This is a genomic window from Amycolatopsis sp. NPDC051373, assembly GCF_040689465.1.
In the GTDB taxonomy this organism is placed as follows: domain Bacteria; phylum Actinomycetota; class Actinomycetes; order Mycobacteriales; family Pseudonocardiaceae; genus Amycolatopsis.
Genome location: NZ_JBFBAE010000009.1, coordinates 135,890 through 152,324 on the forward strand (window position 1 = coordinate 135,890; position 16,435 = coordinate 152,324).

Consider the following 16,435-nt stretch of genomic DNA (forward strand, 5'->3'; position numbering starts at 1 on the left):
GCTGGTAGCTTCGCCTGAGTGAAGGCTGCGTTCGTCGAGAGGCCCGGCCCGGTCGAGGAAATCCGCTTCGGCGAGCTCCCCGATCCCGTGCCGGCGCTCGGTGAGGTGCTCGTCGAGGTCGTCGCGAGCACCGTGAACCCTGTGGACACGTTCGTGCGCAACGGGATGTGGCCGGTGCCGGGACCGTGGCCGCTCGTGCTGAGCCGGGATTTCGTCGGCCACGTCGTGGGCTCGGCGAACGGCTTCGCGGCCGGGGAAACGGTGTGGGGCAACAGCCTCGGGCATGGCGGACGACAGGGTGCGGCGGCCCAACGCGTGGCCGTGGCGGCGGATCGGTTGTACCGCCTGCCCGCCGGCGTCGATCCGTTCGACGCCGTCGCCGTGGTGCACCCCGCGGCCACGGCGTACCTGGCGTTGTTCACACACGGTGGGCTGCGCGCCGGGCAGACCGTGCTGGTCGTCGGCGGTGGCGGTAACGTCGGGACCGCGTTGATCGAGCTCGCCGCCGGGGCGGGTGCGCGCGTGGTGGCCACGGCGTCGGCGGCGGATCTGGACCACTGCGTGTCTCGCGGCGCCGATGTGGCGCTGGACTACCGCAAGACCGACCTGCCGGACGGCATCGACCTCTACGTGGACACCTCCGGCACGAACGACCTCGTAACGGCCGTGGCGCACCTGGCTTTCCGCGGCCGGATCGTGCTGCTCGCGGGGCCGCGCAGCCGGCCGGTGCTGCCTGCCGGGGCGCTGTACCTGAACGACCAGTCCGTGGTCGGGTTCGTCATCTCCCGGGCGACGGCCGCGGAACTGGCCGACGCGGCGGCGGCGCTGAACGAGCGCTTCACCGCCGGTGGCCTGCGTCCGCGGGCGGTGGAGCGGGTGCCGCTCGCCGAAGCAGCCGACGCGCACGGGCGAATGGAACGTGGTGAGCTGCACGGGCGCCGGATCGTGCTCGTCGCCGCGGATCCTGTCGATTCCTGAGCACCTCGTTCGACGCACGGGTGGAAGCGCAAACCCGACGAACGGAGAGCCCATGCTGCTCGAAGGAAAGAACGCAGTGGTCTACGGCGCTGGCGGAGCGATCGGCGGCGCCATCGCGCGCGCGTTCGCTGAAGAAGGCGCGCGCGTCTTCCTGGCCGGCCGTACGCGCGCGAAGCTCGAGAAGGTCGCCGACGAGATCCGGGCGGCGGGCGGGCGCGCCGATGTCGAGGAGTTCGACGCCCTCGACGAGCAGGCCGTCGACAGGCACGCCGACGCCGTGGTCGCCGCCGGCGGCAGCCTCGACATCTCGGTCAACGCCATCACCCACGGCGACGTGCAGGGCACCCCGTTCCTGGAGATGTCCCTGGCCGACTACGAACAGCCCGTGGTCACGGCCGTGCGCACGACGTTCCTCACCATGCGCGCGGCCGGGCGGCACATGAAGCGCGCACGCGGCGGCGTCGTGCTCGTCTTCGGCGGCGACGGGGACCCGGTGCGCACGCACCCGGTCGGCGGTCTGCAGGTGGCGTTCGCCGCGCTCGAGGCGATGCGCCGGCAACTCGCCGCGGAGCTGGGCGGCTACGGCGTCCGCACCGTAACCCTGCGGTCCGGCGGCATTCCCGAATCGCTCCCGGCGGATTTCGCGCACACCGAGGCGGTCACGGAAGGAATCGCGAAGAGCACGATGCTCGGCCGCCCCGCGACGCTCGCCGACGTGGGCGCGGTCGCCGCGTTCGTCGCCTCCGATCGCGCTCGCACCATGACCGCCGCGACGACCAACATCAGCTGCGGCGCACTCGTCGACTAACACTGACTAACCCTTGCCTCGCGCCGAGATCTGCTGCACGGCCCAGGCGTTGCCATCCGGGTCGGAGAAGTGGAAGAAGCCGATGTTGTCGAGGTCCTCGGGCCGGCCGGTGGCAGGGTCGGGCCCGAGGAGCTGGATCTCGCTGACGTCGACGCCGCCCGCGAGCAGCGTCTCGCGGGCGCGCGGCAGGTCGGCGACCACGAGCTGCAGGCCCTTGAGTGACCCGGGCGGCATCGGGGGCACCACGCCCTCGCCGACGACGATCGAGCACCCGGAGCCCTGCGGGGTCAGCTGCACGACGCGCGCACTGGGCCCCACCACGGTATCGTGGTCGACGTGGAAGCCGCACTGCTCGGCGTAAAACGCCTTCGCGCGGTCCACATCGGACACGGGAACGATGACGACCTCGAGTGTCCAGTCCATCCCCGAGTTCTAATCGGGCAAACCAGGCGGGTCAAGGTTCGGCGGTTCAACCACGCCGGTGTCAGCTACCCAGGAACCGCGACAACGCTTCGCGCGCCCTGGCATCCCGAGAAGCCAGCGCCTGCAGCTCCTCGGCGAGCACCGTCACCCACTCCTCGACGTCGGTGTCCCGGCGGCTGATCACGACCCCGCGCACCACCTGGCGAATCTCGCCCGTGACCCCGCCGGACCGGTCGGCCGTGAGCACGAGCAGCTGGTGCGGCGTCGACACGCGCACCTGGACCGGCTGCCCGAGGCGCCCGGCCACGCGGTCGGCGAAGCTGCGCCGGCGGTCGATCTCGACCATGCCCGGCGGGAGGGCGTCGCCGAGAGTCTCGGACAGCACGCGTGTGTAGGACTCGACGTCGGCGCGATCGGCGCGCAGGGCGGCCACCAGAAGGTGGAACTCGCCGGCCGGGCCGAGCTCTGACCCGGACATCAGTCGGTGAGGGGCAGCACGAGCTGCGGCTTGGTGATGCGGTGGTCGGGGCGCAGTGGCTTCACGGCGGTGCCGATGGCGAAGAACTCCGTCGTGTGCCCGCCCCATCGATGCGGCAGTGACAGCAACTGCACCCCCACGATGCCTTCGGCCTTCAGCTGCTCGGCCTCGGCCTGCATGCGGGACATCGCCAGCTCGCGCGCGTCGTAGAGGGCCTCGGTGTACTGGGGGATCTCGACGTTCTGCCCGATGTTGCTCATCGCCTGGCGGAAGCGCTGGTGCGCGATGTGGTAGACGCACGTGCCCATCACCATGCCCAGCGGCGCGTAGCCGGCTTGCACGAGCGTCCAGAAGTCCTGGCCGGACAGGTCGGACGTGAACGGCTTGCCGGTGTTGTTGCGCCACGCGCCGGGCTCGTCGGCCTTCACCGCGGTGCCCACGGCGATGAACTCCGCCAGGTCGCTGCCGAACTCCTTGAACTCGATCTCCAGGCGCACGGCCACGATCCCGTCGGCGCCCAGCAGATCGGCCTCGGTCTCCATGCGCGTCATCGCGAGCTCGCGCGCGTGGTACATCGCCGCCGACAGGCGGTCCATCTCTTGGTTCTTGCTCCAACGCCCCATCTGGAACCCGACGTGGTAAATGCTCGATCCGAGCACCAGGCCCAGCGGGCGGAAGCCGGCCTCGCGCACGAGCAGGAACTCGTTCACGCTCAAGTCGGACGTGAACAGGCTCGTCGCCTGCCCCGGCCGCATCTCGGCGAGCCGGCGCATCGCATCCTCGGGGATGTGCTGTGCGGCGGGGTCCGTGGTCGTCACAGGGCCTCCTTCAAACTCGGTTGAGCGGCAGGATCGTGAGCGCGGACGTGGGCGCGGCGCTGCCGACGTGGAATCGGGCGATGGCGGTGCCGAACACGCTCGCCACCCCGGCCACGGCCACCTCGCCCAGCTGCCACGTGTCGAGCGACATCCGCGAGACGATCGCCCCGTCGGCGCCGGTGGTCTGCACGGTCTTGCGGAACTGGCTGCGCGCGTCGGCCCGCACCTCGGTGACGAGCCGGGTGTGGGCGTCGACCTCGACATTCCCGGCCCACATCGTGGTCTGGTACTGCATGTTGTAGTCGAACGTGGTGTGCGCCGAGATGCCGATCGCGACGGCCGCGGGCACCCAGCCGGCCTGCATCAGCTTGCCGACGTCCTGGCCCGGCAGCTCGGTGGTGAACACGCGCCCGGGCCGTTGCCCCGTCTCCGCGCGCACCGCGGTGCCGAGCGCCACGAACTCCTGCATGGTCTCGTCGAGCCGCGTCACCGACGTCGTGATGCCGAGGATGCCGTCGGCGCCGATCGCCTCGGCCTCCAGCCGCAGCCGGTCCAGCGCGACGCGGTAGCCCTGACGGAGCGCGTCGGCGTAGATGGCGGCCTGCTGGTTGGGCGTGATGCCGAAGCCGGAGGTCCAGCCGAGGCGCTCCACGACGCACCCCATGACCTCCCCCACGGGGGTGAATCCGGCGACTTCCGCGCCGACCGCGCCGGGGACGCTCAGCAGGGAGGTGCGCAGGCCGGACGAAGCGAACCGGTCGACGCGCGCCCGCGCGACCGGCGGCAGTCCACGGCCATCCCAGTCGGGCACTCGGACCTCCTCGCGGGCCTCGGCGCGGCCCTCAGCGTCCATCGTGGCACGCGGGGGAGGCGAAGTCGGAACGAGAAGGCGGGGTTGTCCGGAACGTCCTTCAGTGTGTGGCGAGCTCCACGCGGTTGCGGCCCGCCTGCTTCGCCCGGTAGAGCGCGGTGTCGGTGGCGACCAGCACGTCGTCGACGCCGGTGAGGTGCTCGGCCGGGTAGAGCGCGCAGCCGATCGACACGGTCAGGTCGCTGATCACCGTGTCGCGCTCGGGCAGCGGCACGACGACCTGCGGGATGCGCCGGCGGATGCGGTCGGCGAGCTGGCCGAGTTGCTCCATCGTCGGCACGTTGGGCAGCACGATCGCGAACTCCTCGCCGCCCCAGCGGCCGCAGATGTCCTGGTCGCGCACTTCGCTGCGCAGCGCGATGGCGATCTCGCGCAGCACGACGTCGCCGGTCGGGTGGCCGTAGGTGTCGTTGATGGCCTTGAAGTGGTCGAGGTCGAGCAGCAGCACGCCGACGGTGCCGTTGCCGGTGCGGGCGCGCTCGAGGTATTGCTCGGCCAGCGTGCGCCACCAGCGCTTGGTGGCCAGTCCCGTGGTCACGTCGGTGCGCGCGTCGCGCTGGAACTGCGCGAGCAGCAGGCCGCGGTGCAGCGCCACCAGCGCCACGACCACGCCGGTGAGCACCAGTGGGTTGGCCAGCAGGAGCAGCGCGGCGGTGACCAGGCCCAGGCCGATCGCACCGGCTTCCAGCAGTTGGTCGCCGAAGCCGGAGAACAGGTCCGACAGCGAGCGCGGCGGGCTCGAGAGCGCGATGGCGACCATCACCAGCGCCGTGTTGATGGCCCAGCGCAGGGCGGCCGCGAAGATGACGACGACCAGGTCGGTGAGGCCGGGCAGGAAGCCCGTGACCGGCACACCGGGGTAGTGGTGCATGCCCAGCGCGAGCACGGCGACCGCCGCCTGCGTGCCGCACAGCACGGTCGCGGCGGAGAAGATCCAGCGGTGGGGGAGCACGGGCCGTTCGCGCGGCCAGACGCGCCACCACGCCATCGCGTAGGTGAACACGACCATCGCCGTGGCCAGCACTGCCGGCAGCGCCACCACGGCCGCGATGCTCCACACGGCCTTGGTGTCGACGTACGCGACCGTGGGCGCGCGGTTGTACTCGCGCTGGCGCTCGATGTGGCGAGTGGCCTCGATGGCGGCTGCCGCGCACACGGCCAGCACGCCGAAGCGGATCAGGTCCTGCTGGTGCACCGGCGCCAGCCACGCGGTGCTCACCGACGCCAGGATCGCCAGGAAGTTGACGAGGAGCACATAAGTGCGGACATGAGAGGGCAACCGCCAAAGGCGCCAGCCCGTGAACCATCCGGCAGACCGGTTTGCTCGTCCGCGCACTCTTCACCTCACCCGGTTGGCTTCTACCGTAAACGACGGGGCGCGCCGTGTGCCGCCCGTGGTCCGGACTCTGGGACCTGGCCGGGGAATTTCGCCCGGACAGCCCAGCGCCCGGCCCGCGCAGAGGGGAGGTGACCACTGAGCGTAGTGGTGGCCCGCCGCGATTCCTTGGCGTACCTGGGAATCCGCGGCCTCCGGCCACTGAAGCCACTGACGTGCGACAACCACGATCGGTGACCGGCGGGCTCCGCGAAACCGCCGGTCGGCGCGGCCCCGGCGAGGAGGTGACGACGGTGCGCGACAACAACTGGACGGTGTCCGCCTGAGTGGTCTGGACCGTTGAGCTCGACTTGAGGTCGAGAGTTCCGGTGTTTCGATGCGTTCTGCGGGAGGAGGTGTCCACGGTGCAGGACAACAACTGGTGAGTCCGAACTGTTGGCGAACCGCTACGCGGAAAGGAGGTCCGGCGGTGCGGGACAACAACTGGTGACGGCCGAAGTCCGCTGATCAGCCGAGGTGAAAGGGGGTAGAGCCGTGCGTGACAACAACTGGTGACCGACGAGCCCGGCGAAGCACCGGCAGGGAAGGAGGTTTCGGCGATGCGTGACAACAACTGGACCCGCTGAGGTCCTGAGGTCAGACCAACGAACACAACGAGCGGAGAGGAGACGTCGGTGCGTGACAACAACTGGACCCGCTGAGGCGAGTGGTCAACGTCCGTGACGAGTGGAGAGGAGACGTCGGTGCGTGACAACAACTGGACCCGCTGATCCCCGTAGGCGACCCCGACGAGCCCGAGAGGAGAAGCACGTGCGCGACAACAACTGGACCTGCTGAACCCCGCCCGACAACCCCGACGAACCCCGACCGGCCGAGAGGAGCGCCAGGTGCGCGACAACAACTGGACCTGCTGAACCGAAGCCCGGCGAACACCCGACGAGGGGGTGAAAGGCATGCGTGACAACAACTGGACGTGAGTCCTGCCCGCGAGAGAGCCCGACTGTGCACGCGAACCACGAGCGCCACGACAACCACGAGGAGGTGGGCCGGTCACCGGACGTGAGCCGTGAGGTTCAGGACGCAGCAGGTGGCGTGGCCTCGTCGAGAGGACTTCGACGGGGCCACGCCGCGCGCAGCCACGCCGTGGCTGCGAGGGCGGCGACCGTCGCACCGGCGACGGCCGCGACGGCCACCACGGTGGTGGGCGCGAGCACCTGGGTGAGTGCTCCGGCGGCCGCGATGGCGAGGCCCTGCGACGCCCGCAGCGCCGCGATCGCGACGCCGATCACCTGGCCACGCTGCTCGGGCGGGGCGGCCAGGCTGTACTGCACCTGCGTGATCAAGTCGTGCGCGGAGAACATTCCGGACAACGTCCACAAAACCACCATCACGACGAGCCCGGGGGTCCAGCCCGTCGGCAGCAGCACGAGGCTGGTGGCCACCGCGAGCGGCCCCAGCAGCCGCGCCTGGCGCACGCGCGGCACGCGGCTCAGCAGCACCGCGCCGAGCAGTGACCCGACGGGGTTGGCGATGAGCAGCCACGGCAGCACCCCCGTGCCGCCGAGCTGCGCGGCGATCGGCACGGCCAGGCCTTCGGGCACCACGTAGAACCCGCTGCAGCAGGCGATCGCCAGCAACGACCGCAGCCGCCGGTCTCGCCCGACCAGCCGGCAGCCCGCGACGAGCGAAGCCCACTGGGAAGCCGCCGCGGGACCCCGCTTGACGACGTCGACCGGGTGCGGCCGCAGCCCGCAGCGCAATGCGAGCGCCGACACGGCGAACGTCACCGCGTCCACCGCCAGCGCGCCCGTCACCCCGAGCCACGCGACCACCGCCGCGCCGGCGCCGAAGCCGATCACGAGCGCCGCCTGGTAGGTCGAGGACAACATCGCCTGGCCGACGGGCAACCGGTCCGGCCCGAGGATGTCCGGCAGCACGGCCTGTCGCGCCGCCTGGAACGGGCCCGCTGCCAGCTGCACGACCACCAGCAACGCCGCCGCGACCGGCCACGGCAGCCCGGGGATCGCCATCACGGCCACGAGCACGGCTCGCAGCACATCGGCCACCACGAGCACCGTGCGGCGCGGGAACCGGTCGGCGAGGCCGCCGAGCGCGCCGCCCAGCAGATCCGGCAGGTAAGTCAGCGCGTACGTGAGCGCCGCCCAGCCCGCGGATTCGGTACGGTCGAACACGAGAACCGTGAGCGCGACGCGAGCCAGTTGATCACCGGCGACCGACAGCACGTGCGCGAGCCACAGGGCCCGGAATTCGGTCACGCCTAACACGTTTCGGAATGACGGGGCCTCGGCGGTCATATGATCACAGTGTCCCGGGTCGGCCACGCGGAGCAACCCCCGCACCCACCGGTGGGTCGTAGGGACACCCGGGCGAGCGCCGTGAAAAACTTGGCGATCGCCGTCCGTGAACGTCGCACTGAGGGGTTTTTTCGTTGACCGAGGAGAGCCGGCAGATCGCCGGTCGCTACCAGCTCGTCGAGCTCATCGGCAGCGGCGCCATGGGCATGGTCTGGCGCGGCGAGGACAAGATCCTCGGCCGCGTCGTCGCGGTGAAAGAACTCCTCATGCCGATGAACCAGGGCGAGGAGAAGGTCGCCGAGGCGAAGAGCCGCGCGATGCGCGAGGCTCGCATCGCCGCGCGCCTGCAGCATCCCAACGCCATCTCCGTGTTCAACGTGGTCGAGTACGAAGACCGGCCGTGGCTGATCATGGAGTACCTGCCCTCGCGCAGCCTCTCGGCGAAGCTGCACGACGATGGTCCGCTGACCGTCGACGAGGTCATCCCCATCGCCGTGCAGCTGGCCGGCGTGCTCGCCGCCGCGCATCGCGCCGGCATCGTCCACCGCGACGTGAAGCCGGGCAACGTCCTGCTCGGCGAAGACGGCACGGTCAAGGTCACCGACTTCGGCATCTCCCGCGCGGTCGGCGACGTCACGCTGACGGCGACGGGCGAAATCTCCGGTACGCCCGCGTTCCTCGCGCCCGAAGTCGCGCGCGGCGAAGAAGCCATGTTCGCTTCCGACGTCTTCGCCCTCGGCGCCACGCTCTACATGGCGGTGGAGGGCGCGCCGCCGTTCGGCACGGCGGACAACGCGATCGCATTGCTGTACCGCGTGTCCAGCGGTTCGATCAACCCGCCGAAGCAGGCGGGGAAGCTGGAGCCGCTGCTGCTCAAGCTGCTGGAGCTCAAGCCCGAGGACCGGCCGTCGATGGCCGAGGTGCTCACCGAGCTGAGGGAGCTCGACGGCGGCGTCACGCCCGTCGCGGCGGTGCCGATTCCGCTGACGGTGCCCGCGCCGCTCCCGGCTGCTCCGGCTCCGGCCGTCGCTCCGACGACTCCCGCCCCGGCACCCGTCGACCGAAGACGGCGCTCGATGGTCCTCGCCGGCCTCGGCGCCGTGCTCGTGGTGGTCGTCGTCGTGGTGATCGTGCTGGTGAACCGCAACAGCGGCACGACCCCGACCGCCGGTGGCGCGGCGCCGGTGATCAACTCGTCGTCCGCGAACTCCCCGGGGCCGACCACGAACCCGCCGACGGCACCGACTACTCCGACGACACCGCCGCCGAGCAAGCCGTCCGTGCCGAGCACCCCGCCGTCGTCGCCGAGCAGCAGTTCGGTCAGCTCACCGCAGGACATGGCAGCCGCGCTGACGCACTACTTCACGCTCATCCCGGGCGACCTGAAGACGAGCTTTGGTCTCTTGACGGACAACTTCAAGACGACCAACGACCAGGACTACGCCAGGTACCAGAGTTTTTGGAGCGGTCGCACCGCTCGTGCGAGCGACGTCAAGCAGATCGGGCCCGACACCCTCAGCGCCGAGATCACCTACGGCGGCAGGGTCAACACGACAGAGCGCCACACCTACCACATGGTCAACGACAACGGCGTCTGGAAGATCGACTCCGAAAGCAAGTAGCGCTCACTCCAGCAGCAGTTCGATGGCCCCGGCCGCGTCGGCGACGACGTGGTCCGGGGCCTTTTCGTCCCCGCTCCACGCGCGCCCCCGATCGACCCACACGGTGTGCAGCCCCGCGGCCCGGCCGCCCGCGACGTCGGTCTCCTCGCCGTCGCCGACCATCCAGCCGTCGCGCAACGGCGCCTCGCAGCGTGCCGCCGCGATCTCGAACAACCGCCGGTCCGGCTTGCCGACGCCTTCGTGCTCGGAGATCGCCCACCCGTCCACGAGCCCCGCGACACCCGTACACAGGAGAGTTGCGAGCTGCTGATCGGCGTTGCCGTTGGTCACGACGCCGATCCGCCAGCCCGCCGCCCGCAGCCGCGGCAGGCCGGCCAGCACGCCCGGCGCGGCGGGGATCAAAGTCGGGTGCCGCTGCCGGTACGACTCGAGCAGCTCAGCGGCAGTGTCCCGTAGGGCGAACCGGTCGCGCACGTCCTTGAAGAAGACGTCGCGCGGGGCGAGCCCGTCCTGGTCGGCGGACGTGAGCCAGGCGGCGTCGTCGGGCGTCAGGCGGTGTTCCGCGCAGAACTCCCAAACCCAGCGCCGGAACCCCTCCGCCCGGTCGACGAGGGTGTTGTCGAGGTCGAACAGCACGAGCCGCACCGAACGACCCTAAGCAGACATCGCGCGCACCCGCACGCTGATCCGGCCCGAACGACCCGAGCGGCGCAGGCCGACCGTCGGGTCAGCGCGCGAGCAGCTCCAGCGAGACCTCCCACAGCAGCGTCGCGGCTTCGGGGTCGAGCGCGTGGGCCGCGACGCCGTCGCGTGACGGGGGGAGGTGGGGCTCGGCTTCGTTGTTGTCCTCGAAGTAACGGCCGCCGACGCCGTCCAGCAGGGGAGACGCCGCGAGCAGCACCGAGGTCGACGCGCCCTGCTCGGTGGTCTTCCACGCGTAGGTCCTGGCGATCTCGGCGAACTCGGGGTCGGCCGCCTGGTGGCGCTGCAGGTTGGTGCGGATGCCGCCGGGCATGAGGGCGTTGGTGGTGATCCCGTCGGCGGCCCAGCGCCGCGTGGCCTCGACGGCGAAGAGCACGTTCGCGGACTTCGACTGGCCGTAGGCGGACCAGGGTCGTACTCGCGGCGCTCGAAGTGGACGTCGTCGAAGACGATGCCCGAGCGCAGGTGGGCACTGGAGCTCACGGACACGATGCGCGCGTCGCCGGCTCGGGCGAGGGCGTCGTGCAGGCCGAGCGCGAGGCCGAAGTGGCCGAGGTGATTGATGGCGAACTGGTGCTCCCGCCTTCCGGCGTGCGATTGAGCGGTTCGGCCATCACGCCGGCGTTGTTCACGAGGATGTGGAGCGGGCCCTGCCAGTCGCTCGCCAGCTTGGCGACGGAATCGCGATCGGCCAGCTCGAGGTGCTTGACGTCGACCGCCGCGTTGCCCGTGGCCGCTGTGATCGCGTCGGCGGTGCGGTGCCCGGCCTCGGTGACGATCACGCGGACATTAACCGGAGGATCCTCCGCTCGCAAGTATGCTTGAGTTGACGAGACGGAAGGGGTGAGAGGTGACCAAGCCACTGCGCGCGGACGCGCGGCGCAACCGCGACCTCCTGCTCGCGTCCGCGGTGCGGCTGTTCTCCGAGAAGGGCCTCGACGCCACGCTCGACGCGATCGCCAAGGACGCCGGCGTCGGCATCGGCACGTTGTACCGCCACTTTCCGACGCGCGAGGCCTTGATCGAGGCCGCGTACCGCAATGAGCTGGACCAGCTGTGCGACGCCGGCCCCGCGCTGCTGCAGGAGCTGCCGCACTACGAGGCGTTGCGCACGTGGATGGACCGCTTCGTGGACTACATGACCACGAAGATCGGCATGTCCGACGCCCTGCGCGCCGTCATCGCCTCCGGCGGCAACCCCTACGCCCACAGCCGCGACCGCCTGAACTCGACCATCGAGCAGCTGGTCTCCCCGCTGATCGCCGCCGGCACCCTCCGCGGCGACGTCCTCGTGGACGACGTCCTCATCGGACTCAGCGGCATCGCCCTGGCGGCAGGCGAGCCTTCGCAACGCGAGCAAGCCGGGCGGCTGCTCGACCTGCTGCTGGACGGGCTGCGCTTCCGCGGCTGAGCGGCCGGGTCACGGCAGGGTCAGCGGGGTGGTCGGTAGCGGTGCCTTCAGCTCATCGGTGAGACAGAAGACCGTCGGGGCGTCCTTGTCGTCGGTGGCGGAGAAGGTGTAGTCGAGCGCGTTGCACTGGGTTCCCGGGGCGACCTCGGCGTCGACGCGGAGCTTGGCGTCGGGGTCGGCGCAGTCGACGATCCTCGGGTGGCCGGTGGCCATCTTCTCGTTGACGGTGACGCCGCCGATGCAGTCGCCGACCGCGAGCCAGCGAACGTCGGTGGGATCGTCGTTCGCGGGCGCCGGCTGTCGGCACGCGCCGAGGCCGAGTGCGCACGCGAGGCCGATGGCCGCGAAGATCGCGGATCGGTGGGCCCGAATCCTCGGCATGCGCGCACGGTAGCTCGGCTTGGGGGGACTGGTCCCGGTGGTGAAGTCGCGCGCCGAACTTGACCTTGACATCGTGACAAGGTCTTCACTGGGTCGCAGGAGGTGGTCCCGATCAACACGCCACACAAGAACCCCAACCTGCTCGAAGCACTCAGCGCCGGTAACTCGTCGGTGCGGCTGCAGGCGGCGCTTGCGGCCGGCACGGACGCCGACCCTGGGCTCCTCGAGACGCTCGTGGCGCGGTGCGCGGTGGAGCCGGATTTCTTCGTGCGCGACATGCTCACGTGGGCGTTGACCCGGCTGCCGGCGGAGCTCACCGTGCCCACGCTCGTCGGGGAGCTGCGGTCCGACGGTGCGCAGGCCCGGAGCCAGGCGCTGCACACGCTGTCCAAGATCGGCGACGGGAGAGTCTGGCCCGAGATCACGTGGTCGCTGCTGCGCGACGCCGACGACGAGGTCGCGCGGAGTGCGTGGCGGGCGGCCGTCGTGCTCGTGCCCGAGGTGGAAAAGCCCGCGCTGGCCGAGGAGCTGGCAGCGCAGCTCGGACGCGGGGACCGGAACGTGAAGCTGAGCCTGAGCCGGGCGCTCGTCGCGCTCGGGGACGTGATCGAGCCGATGCTGCTGACGGCGCTGGCGAGTGCCGACCCCGTGGTGCGGGCGCACGCCCGCGCGACGGAGCGGCTGCTGCGCGACCCAGAGGCGGCGTTCGACCCGGCCGTCGACGAGGCGAAGCGGATCGCCGCGCTCGGACCGGAACGTGCGGCGGAGGTGGCCGGTGCTGATCGGTGAGGTGGCGCGCCGCTCGGGGGTGAGTGCCCGGATGCTCCGGCACTACGACACCCTCGGGCTGGTGCGTCCCACCGGCCGTACCGTCGGTGGCTACCGCGAGTACTCCGCCGAGGACATCCGGCGGATCTTCCACGTGGAAAGCCTGCGGTCGCTGGGGTTGTCGCTGCGAGAGATCGGCCGGGCGCTGGAGGATCCGGCGTTTGCACCGTCCACATTGGTCGGTGAGCTGATCCGGCGGACGGAAGACCGGCTGAAGCGCGAGCAGGAGCTGCTGGAGCGGCTGCGCCGGGTCGACGCGTCGGCGCCGCCGGGCTGGCAGGACGTGCTGCGCCTGGTCGAGCTGCTGCACGGGCTCGACTCGCCGGATGCCGCGCGCCGGCAGCAGGCCGCGCTGGCCCCGGCGGAGGAGGTGCCGCCGGAGCTGCTGGCGGAGGCGGTGCTCGCCGAACCCGACCAGAACGTCGCGGGTGCCCTGCGGTGGGCGCTCGCGCGCGCCGGTGGCGACGGGCTGGCGAGCCTGGCGGCGGGCGTGCGTTCCGACGACGTCGAAGTCCGGCGGCGCGCGGTCCGGGCGATCGCCTCGCTGCCGGGGGAGGACGCGACGGCGGTGCTTCGTGAAGCGCTCGGGGACTCGGACCCGACGGTGCGGACGCGGGCGGCTCTGGCGTTGGGCGGCCGCGGTTTTCCCGAGGCCGTGCCGACGCTCGTCGCCATGGTGGTGGACGGGCCCAACGACGTCGAGGCGGCCGAGGTCCTGGGCGCGCTGTCGCTGGCCGCCTCGTGCGCCGGCCCGATCAAGGCCGCGCTGGCCGACGAGCTCGCCGCCCACCCGTCGGATTCGGCCGTGCGGATCCGGTTGACGCAGGCGCTCGCCGAGCTCCCGGCGGCCGAAGATCTCCTCCAGCGGCTGACCCAGGACGGCGACCCGGCCGTCGCCCTCGTCGCCTCGGCTCTCGCGCGAATGCGGCGGTCTGACGGCTGATATTGGGCCGTTCAGGTGACAAGGGGACCGTTTTTGTCGGTGTTCGATGCGAACATGTGTTCGTGTCGACTGAAGGCCCCATCCTCCACGCCGACCTCGACGCGTTCTACGCGTCGGTCGAGCAGCGCGACGATCCGCGCCTGCGCGGCCGGCCCGTGATCGTCGGGGGCGGGGTGGTGCTGGCGGCGAGTTACGAGGCGAAGAGGTTGGGCGTGCGCACGGCCATGGGCGGTGCGCAGGCTCTGCGGCTGTGCCCGCACGCGGTGGTGGTGCCGCCCCGGATGGCGGCGTACAGTGCGGCGAGCAAGGCCGTGTTCGAGGTCTTCCGCGACACCACGCCGGTCGTGGAGGGGCTGTCGATCGACGAGGCGTTCCTCGACGTGGGCGGGCTGCGGCGCATCGCGGGGAGTCCGTCGGAGATCGCGCGGCGGCTGCGGGCCGAGGTGCTGGCGCGCGTCGGGCTGCCGATCACGGTGGGGGTGGCGCGCACGAAGTTCCTCGCGAAGGTGGCCAGCGCGGTGGCGAAGCCGGACGGGTTGCTGGTCGTGCCGCCCGACGGGGAGCTGGAGTTCCTGCACCCGCTGCCGGTGGAGCGGCTGTGGGGCGTGGGGAAGGTGACGTCGGAAAAGCTGCGCTCACGCGGGATCCGCACCGTGCGGCAGGTGGCGCAACTGCCGGAGGTGGACCTGGTTTCGATGCTCGGGCGGGGAGCCGGGCACCACCTCCACGCGCTGTCGCACGGTCTGGATCCGCGTCCGGTGCAGGTCGGGCGACGCCGGCGGTCCATGGGTTCGCAGCGGGCGTTGGGGCGCCGGCGGCGGACGATGGCGGAGCTGGACGAACTTCTGGTGTCCATTGTGGACCGCCTGGCGCGGCGGCTGCGGTCGGCGTCGCGGCTCACGCGCACGGTGGTGCTGCGCATGCGGTTCGCCGACTTCACGCGGGCCACGCGGTCGCGGACGCTGGTCGAGGCCACTGATCACACCGAGACGTTGCTGGCCGCGGCGCGGAAGTTGTTGGTGGAGGCCCAATCGCTGGTCTACGACCGCGGGCTCACGCTGCTGGGGATCTCGTTCTCGAACCTGACGCCGCACGGGTCGGTGCAGCTCGTGCTGCCGTTCGAGATCGAGGACGGGGTCGCGGTGGATTCGGCCGTCGACGGGATCCGCGACCGGTTCGGGAGCGCGGCGATCACGCGGGGGTCGTTGCTGGGGCACGACCCGGGGATGTCGGTGCCGCTGCTGCCCGATTGATCTCCACCGGTCGCGGGTGCATCAGGTGAAAAACTCACTGTGGATCAGCGGCGGATGCTCTGAATGGCCCTGTAACGAACGAAGGGCCTCGGGCGACGGAGGGGCAGCTACGTTTTCCCGAGTCTTTCCGAAAATGCCAGAGCGGTACCCCTCGGACGAAATAGTGAGAAAGCATGGACAAGCAAAGACGTCGGCGTGGTATCACCATTCTCTCGGTGGTGGCGGCCTCCGCCGCGATGCTGTTCGTGGCGCCCGGCGCGGCGCTCGCGGCCCCGCCCAGCAGCGCGATCGACGTGAGCCCCACGAGCCTGCAGCGCGGTGAGACCTTCACGGTCACCGAGACGCTGTACAACACGCAGGACTTCGTCGTCACCGGCGCCAAGGCCGCGCTGTACGGCAAGGAGACGCCGATCACCGACGTCGCCGACGTGGTGTCCTGCAACGTCGCTTGCGGCGTGCTCGGCAGCAGCCTCCGCGCGACCGTCGGCGACCTCGCGCCGAGCCAGAGTGCCACGGTCATCTTCACCCTCAAGGTCAAGGACACCGCCCCGACCGGCTCGGTCACCCTGCAGGACCAGTTCGTGGGCGACAACTTCGCCTTCGAAACCCTCGACGGCCCGGCCATCACCATCACCCCGGCCACCGACTCCGCCGACATCGCCGTGTCGCTGAGCGCCGCTCCCGCGGGCGTCCTCAGCTCGGAGATCACGTACACGATCACCGCCAAGAACGCCGGCCCCGCCACCGCTACCGGCGTCAAGCTCCAGGCGACGCTGGCCAACGGCCTGCAGTACTCGAAGTCTTCCAACTGCACGGCTTCCGGCCGCACGGTCAACTGCAACATCGCGTCGCTGCCCTCGGGCACCTCGGCCAAGGCGAGCTTCACGGCCCGCGCCGGCCTCCTGACCCTCGGCACGCTCACCACCACGGCCCAGCGCCAGGCGAGCTCCCCGACGGACCCCAACGCAGCCAACGACAAGGCGTCGCGCTCCTGCCACGCCGTCACCAGCCTGCTCATCAGCTGCTGACCGTTCCCCGCGAACCGGCCCGGCGCCCTCTTGACGGGTGCCGGGCCGATTCACGTTCTCTGCCTCCTCGCCTAATGCGCCGGTGGACTTTTTTCCTTACTCACCCGATCGGGTCGACAAGCCATTTTCCACGCGGTCTGTCCAGCCTGCCGGGATAACAATTCATCCCCGGTCCCATTTCCCTCGTCACACGCACTCGAATGAGTTCCGGGACGCACGTCTTCACGCAAGCCGGGCACC

General features: G+C 70.9%; 18 protein-coding genes. 8 read left to right on the forward strand and 10 right to left on the reverse strand.

Annotated features, from left to right (window positions below):
* The first annotated feature begins 18 nt into the window (after positions 1-18).
* Both AB0383_RS18430 and AB0383_RS18435 read left to right on the forward strand, forming a co-directional pair.
* Positions 19-978: a zinc-binding dehydrogenase gene (locus tag AB0383_RS18430; protein ID WP_366187968.1), complete on the forward strand. Its 960-nt coding sequence runs from the start codon at positions 19-21 to the stop codon at positions 976-978.
* Positions 979-1,030: 52 nt separating this feature from the next.
* A complete protein-coding gene (locus AB0383_RS18435) occupies positions 1,031-1,786 on the forward strand; it encodes an SDR family oxidoreductase (RefSeq protein WP_364180721.1) in 756 nt (251 codons plus the stop codon).
* Positions 1,787-1,792: 6 nt separating this feature from the next.
* Here AB0383_RS18435 and AB0383_RS18440 read toward each other — a convergent pair whose 3' ends face one another.
* The 6 genes from AB0383_RS18440 to AB0383_RS18465 form a co-directional block, all read right to left on the reverse strand.
* The gene (locus AB0383_RS18440; RefSeq protein WP_364180723.1) at positions 1,793-2,209 is read right to left on the reverse strand and encodes a VOC family protein; all 417 of its coding nucleotides are present in this window, start codon (positions 2,207-2,209) and stop codon (positions 1,793-1,795) included.
* Positions 2,210-2,270: 61 nt separating this feature from the next.
* Complete coding sequence (locus AB0383_RS18445) at positions 2,271-2,687, reverse strand: hypothetical protein (protein ID WP_366187969.1); 417 nt, start codon at positions 2,685-2,687, stop codon at positions 2,271-2,273.
* The gene (locus AB0383_RS18450; protein WP_364180726.1) at positions 2,687-3,505 is read right to left on the reverse strand and encodes a heavy metal-binding domain-containing protein; all 819 of its coding nucleotides are present in this window, start codon (positions 3,503-3,505) and stop codon (positions 2,687-2,689) included. The genes AB0383_RS18445 and AB0383_RS18450 overlap by 1 nt, the downstream gene beginning before the upstream one ends.
* Positions 3,506-3,515: 10 nt before the next feature.
* Positions 3,516-4,358, reverse strand: coding sequence for a heavy metal-binding domain-containing protein (locus tag AB0383_RS18455; protein WP_364180728.1), 843 nt, complete (start codon positions 4,356-4,358; stop codon positions 3,516-3,518).
* Between the two features lie 58 nt (positions 4,359-4,416).
* Entirely contained in the window at positions 4,417-5,655 is a 1,239-nt protein-coding gene (locus AB0383_RS18460; protein WP_366187970.1) for a GGDEF domain-containing protein, read from the reverse strand.
* A gap of 1,130 nt (positions 5,656-6,785) precedes the next feature.
* Positions 6,786-7,988, reverse strand: coding sequence for an MFS transporter (locus tag AB0383_RS18465; RefSeq protein ID WP_364180734.1), 1,203 nt, complete (start codon positions 7,986-7,988; stop codon positions 6,786-6,788).
* 173 nt (positions 7,989-8,161) lie between these two features.
* Between AB0383_RS18465 and AB0383_RS18470 the strand changes: the two genes are divergently transcribed.
* A complete protein-coding gene (locus AB0383_RS18470; RefSeq protein WP_364180737.1) occupies positions 8,162-9,649 on the forward strand; it encodes a serine/threonine-protein kinase in 1,488 nt (495 codons plus the stop codon).
* Positions 9,650-9,652: 3 nt separating this feature from the next.
* Here AB0383_RS18470 and AB0383_RS18475 read toward each other — a convergent pair whose 3' ends face one another.
* The 3 genes from AB0383_RS18475 to AB0383_RS18485 form a co-directional block, all read right to left on the reverse strand.
* Entirely contained in the window at positions 9,653-10,294 is a 642-nt protein-coding gene (locus AB0383_RS18475) for an HAD family hydrolase (RefSeq protein WP_366187971.1), read from the reverse strand.
* An 82-nt stretch (positions 10,295-10,376) separates the two neighbouring features.
* Complete coding sequence (locus tag AB0383_RS18480; protein WP_366187972.1) at positions 10,377-10,727, reverse strand: hypothetical protein; 351 nt, start codon at positions 10,725-10,727, stop codon at positions 10,377-10,379.
* A gap of 103 nt (positions 10,728-10,830) precedes the next feature.
* The gene (locus tag AB0383_RS18485; RefSeq protein WP_366187973.1) at positions 10,831-11,133 is read right to left on the reverse strand and encodes a hypothetical protein; all 303 of its coding nucleotides are present in this window, start codon (positions 11,131-11,133) and stop codon (positions 10,831-10,833) included.
* A 68-nt stretch (positions 11,134-11,201) separates the two neighbouring features.
* Between AB0383_RS18485 and AB0383_RS18490 the strand changes: the two genes are divergently transcribed.
* A complete protein-coding gene (locus tag AB0383_RS18490) occupies positions 11,202-11,762 on the forward strand; it encodes a helix-turn-helix domain-containing protein (protein WP_364180743.1) in 561 nt (186 codons plus the stop codon).
* A 9-nt stretch (positions 11,763-11,771) separates the two neighbouring features.
* On the opposite strand, the gene AB0383_RS18495 is transcribed toward AB0383_RS18490, so the two are convergent.
* Positions 11,772-12,143, reverse strand: a complete 372-nt coding sequence (locus AB0383_RS18495; protein WP_366187974.1) for a hypothetical protein — start codon at positions 12,141-12,143, stop codon at positions 11,772-11,774.
* A 102-nt stretch (positions 12,144-12,245) separates the two neighbouring features.
* Here AB0383_RS18495 and AB0383_RS18500 point away from each other — a divergent pair, with 102 nt between their 5' ends.
* The 4 genes from AB0383_RS18500 to AB0383_RS18515 all read left to right on the forward strand — a co-directional run bounded on the left by AB0383_RS18500 (position 12,246) and on the right by AB0383_RS18515 (position 16,195).
* The gene (locus AB0383_RS18500) at positions 12,246-12,932 is read left to right on the forward strand and encodes a HEAT repeat domain-containing protein (protein ID WP_366187975.1); all 687 of its coding nucleotides are present in this window, start codon (positions 12,246-12,248) and stop codon (positions 12,930-12,932) included.
* Complete coding sequence (locus tag AB0383_RS18505; protein ID WP_366187976.1) at positions 12,919-13,914, forward strand: HEAT repeat domain-containing protein; 996 nt, start codon at positions 12,919-12,921, stop codon at positions 13,912-13,914. The genes AB0383_RS18500 and AB0383_RS18505 overlap by 14 nt, the downstream gene beginning before the upstream one ends.
* Before the next feature lie 56 nt (positions 13,915-13,970).
* Positions 13,971-15,167 (forward strand): DNA polymerase IV, encoded by a 1,197-nt coding sequence (gene dinB, locus AB0383_RS18510; RefSeq protein WP_364180754.1) that lies wholly within the window; start codon positions 13,971-13,973, stop codon positions 15,165-15,167.
* 173 nt (positions 15,168-15,340) lie between these two features.
* On the forward strand, positions 15,341-16,195 hold the full coding sequence (locus AB0383_RS18515; RefSeq protein WP_366187977.1) for a hypothetical protein: 855 nt from the start codon (positions 15,341-15,343) through the stop codon (positions 16,193-16,195).
* Positions 16,196-16,435: the final 240 nt, after the last annotated feature.

Coding starts and splice junctions, on each gene's coding strand:
- AB0383_RS18435 (WP_364180721.1), top strand. CDS start 1,031: ATGCTGCTCGAAGGAAAGAACGCAGTGGTCTACGGCGCTGGCGGAGCG.
- AB0383_RS18440 (WP_364180723.1), bottom strand. CDS start 2,209: ATGGACTGGACACTCGAGGTCGTCATCGTTCCCGTGTCCGATGTGGAC.
- AB0383_RS18445 (WP_366187969.1), bottom strand. CDS start 2,687: ATGTCCGGGTCAGAGCTCGGCCCGGCCGGCGAGTTCCACCTTCTGGTG.
- AB0383_RS18455 (WP_364180728.1), bottom strand. CDS start 4,358: ATGGACGCTGAGGGCCGCGCCGAGGCCCGCGAGGAGGTCCGAGTGCCC.
- AB0383_RS18495 (WP_366187974.1), bottom strand. CDS start 12,143: ATGCCGAGGATTCGGGCCCACCGATCCGCGATCTTCGCGGCCATCGGC.
- AB0383_RS18515 (WP_366187977.1), top strand. CDS start 15,341: ATGGACAAGCAAAGACGTCGGCGTGGTATCACCATTCTCTCGGTGGTG.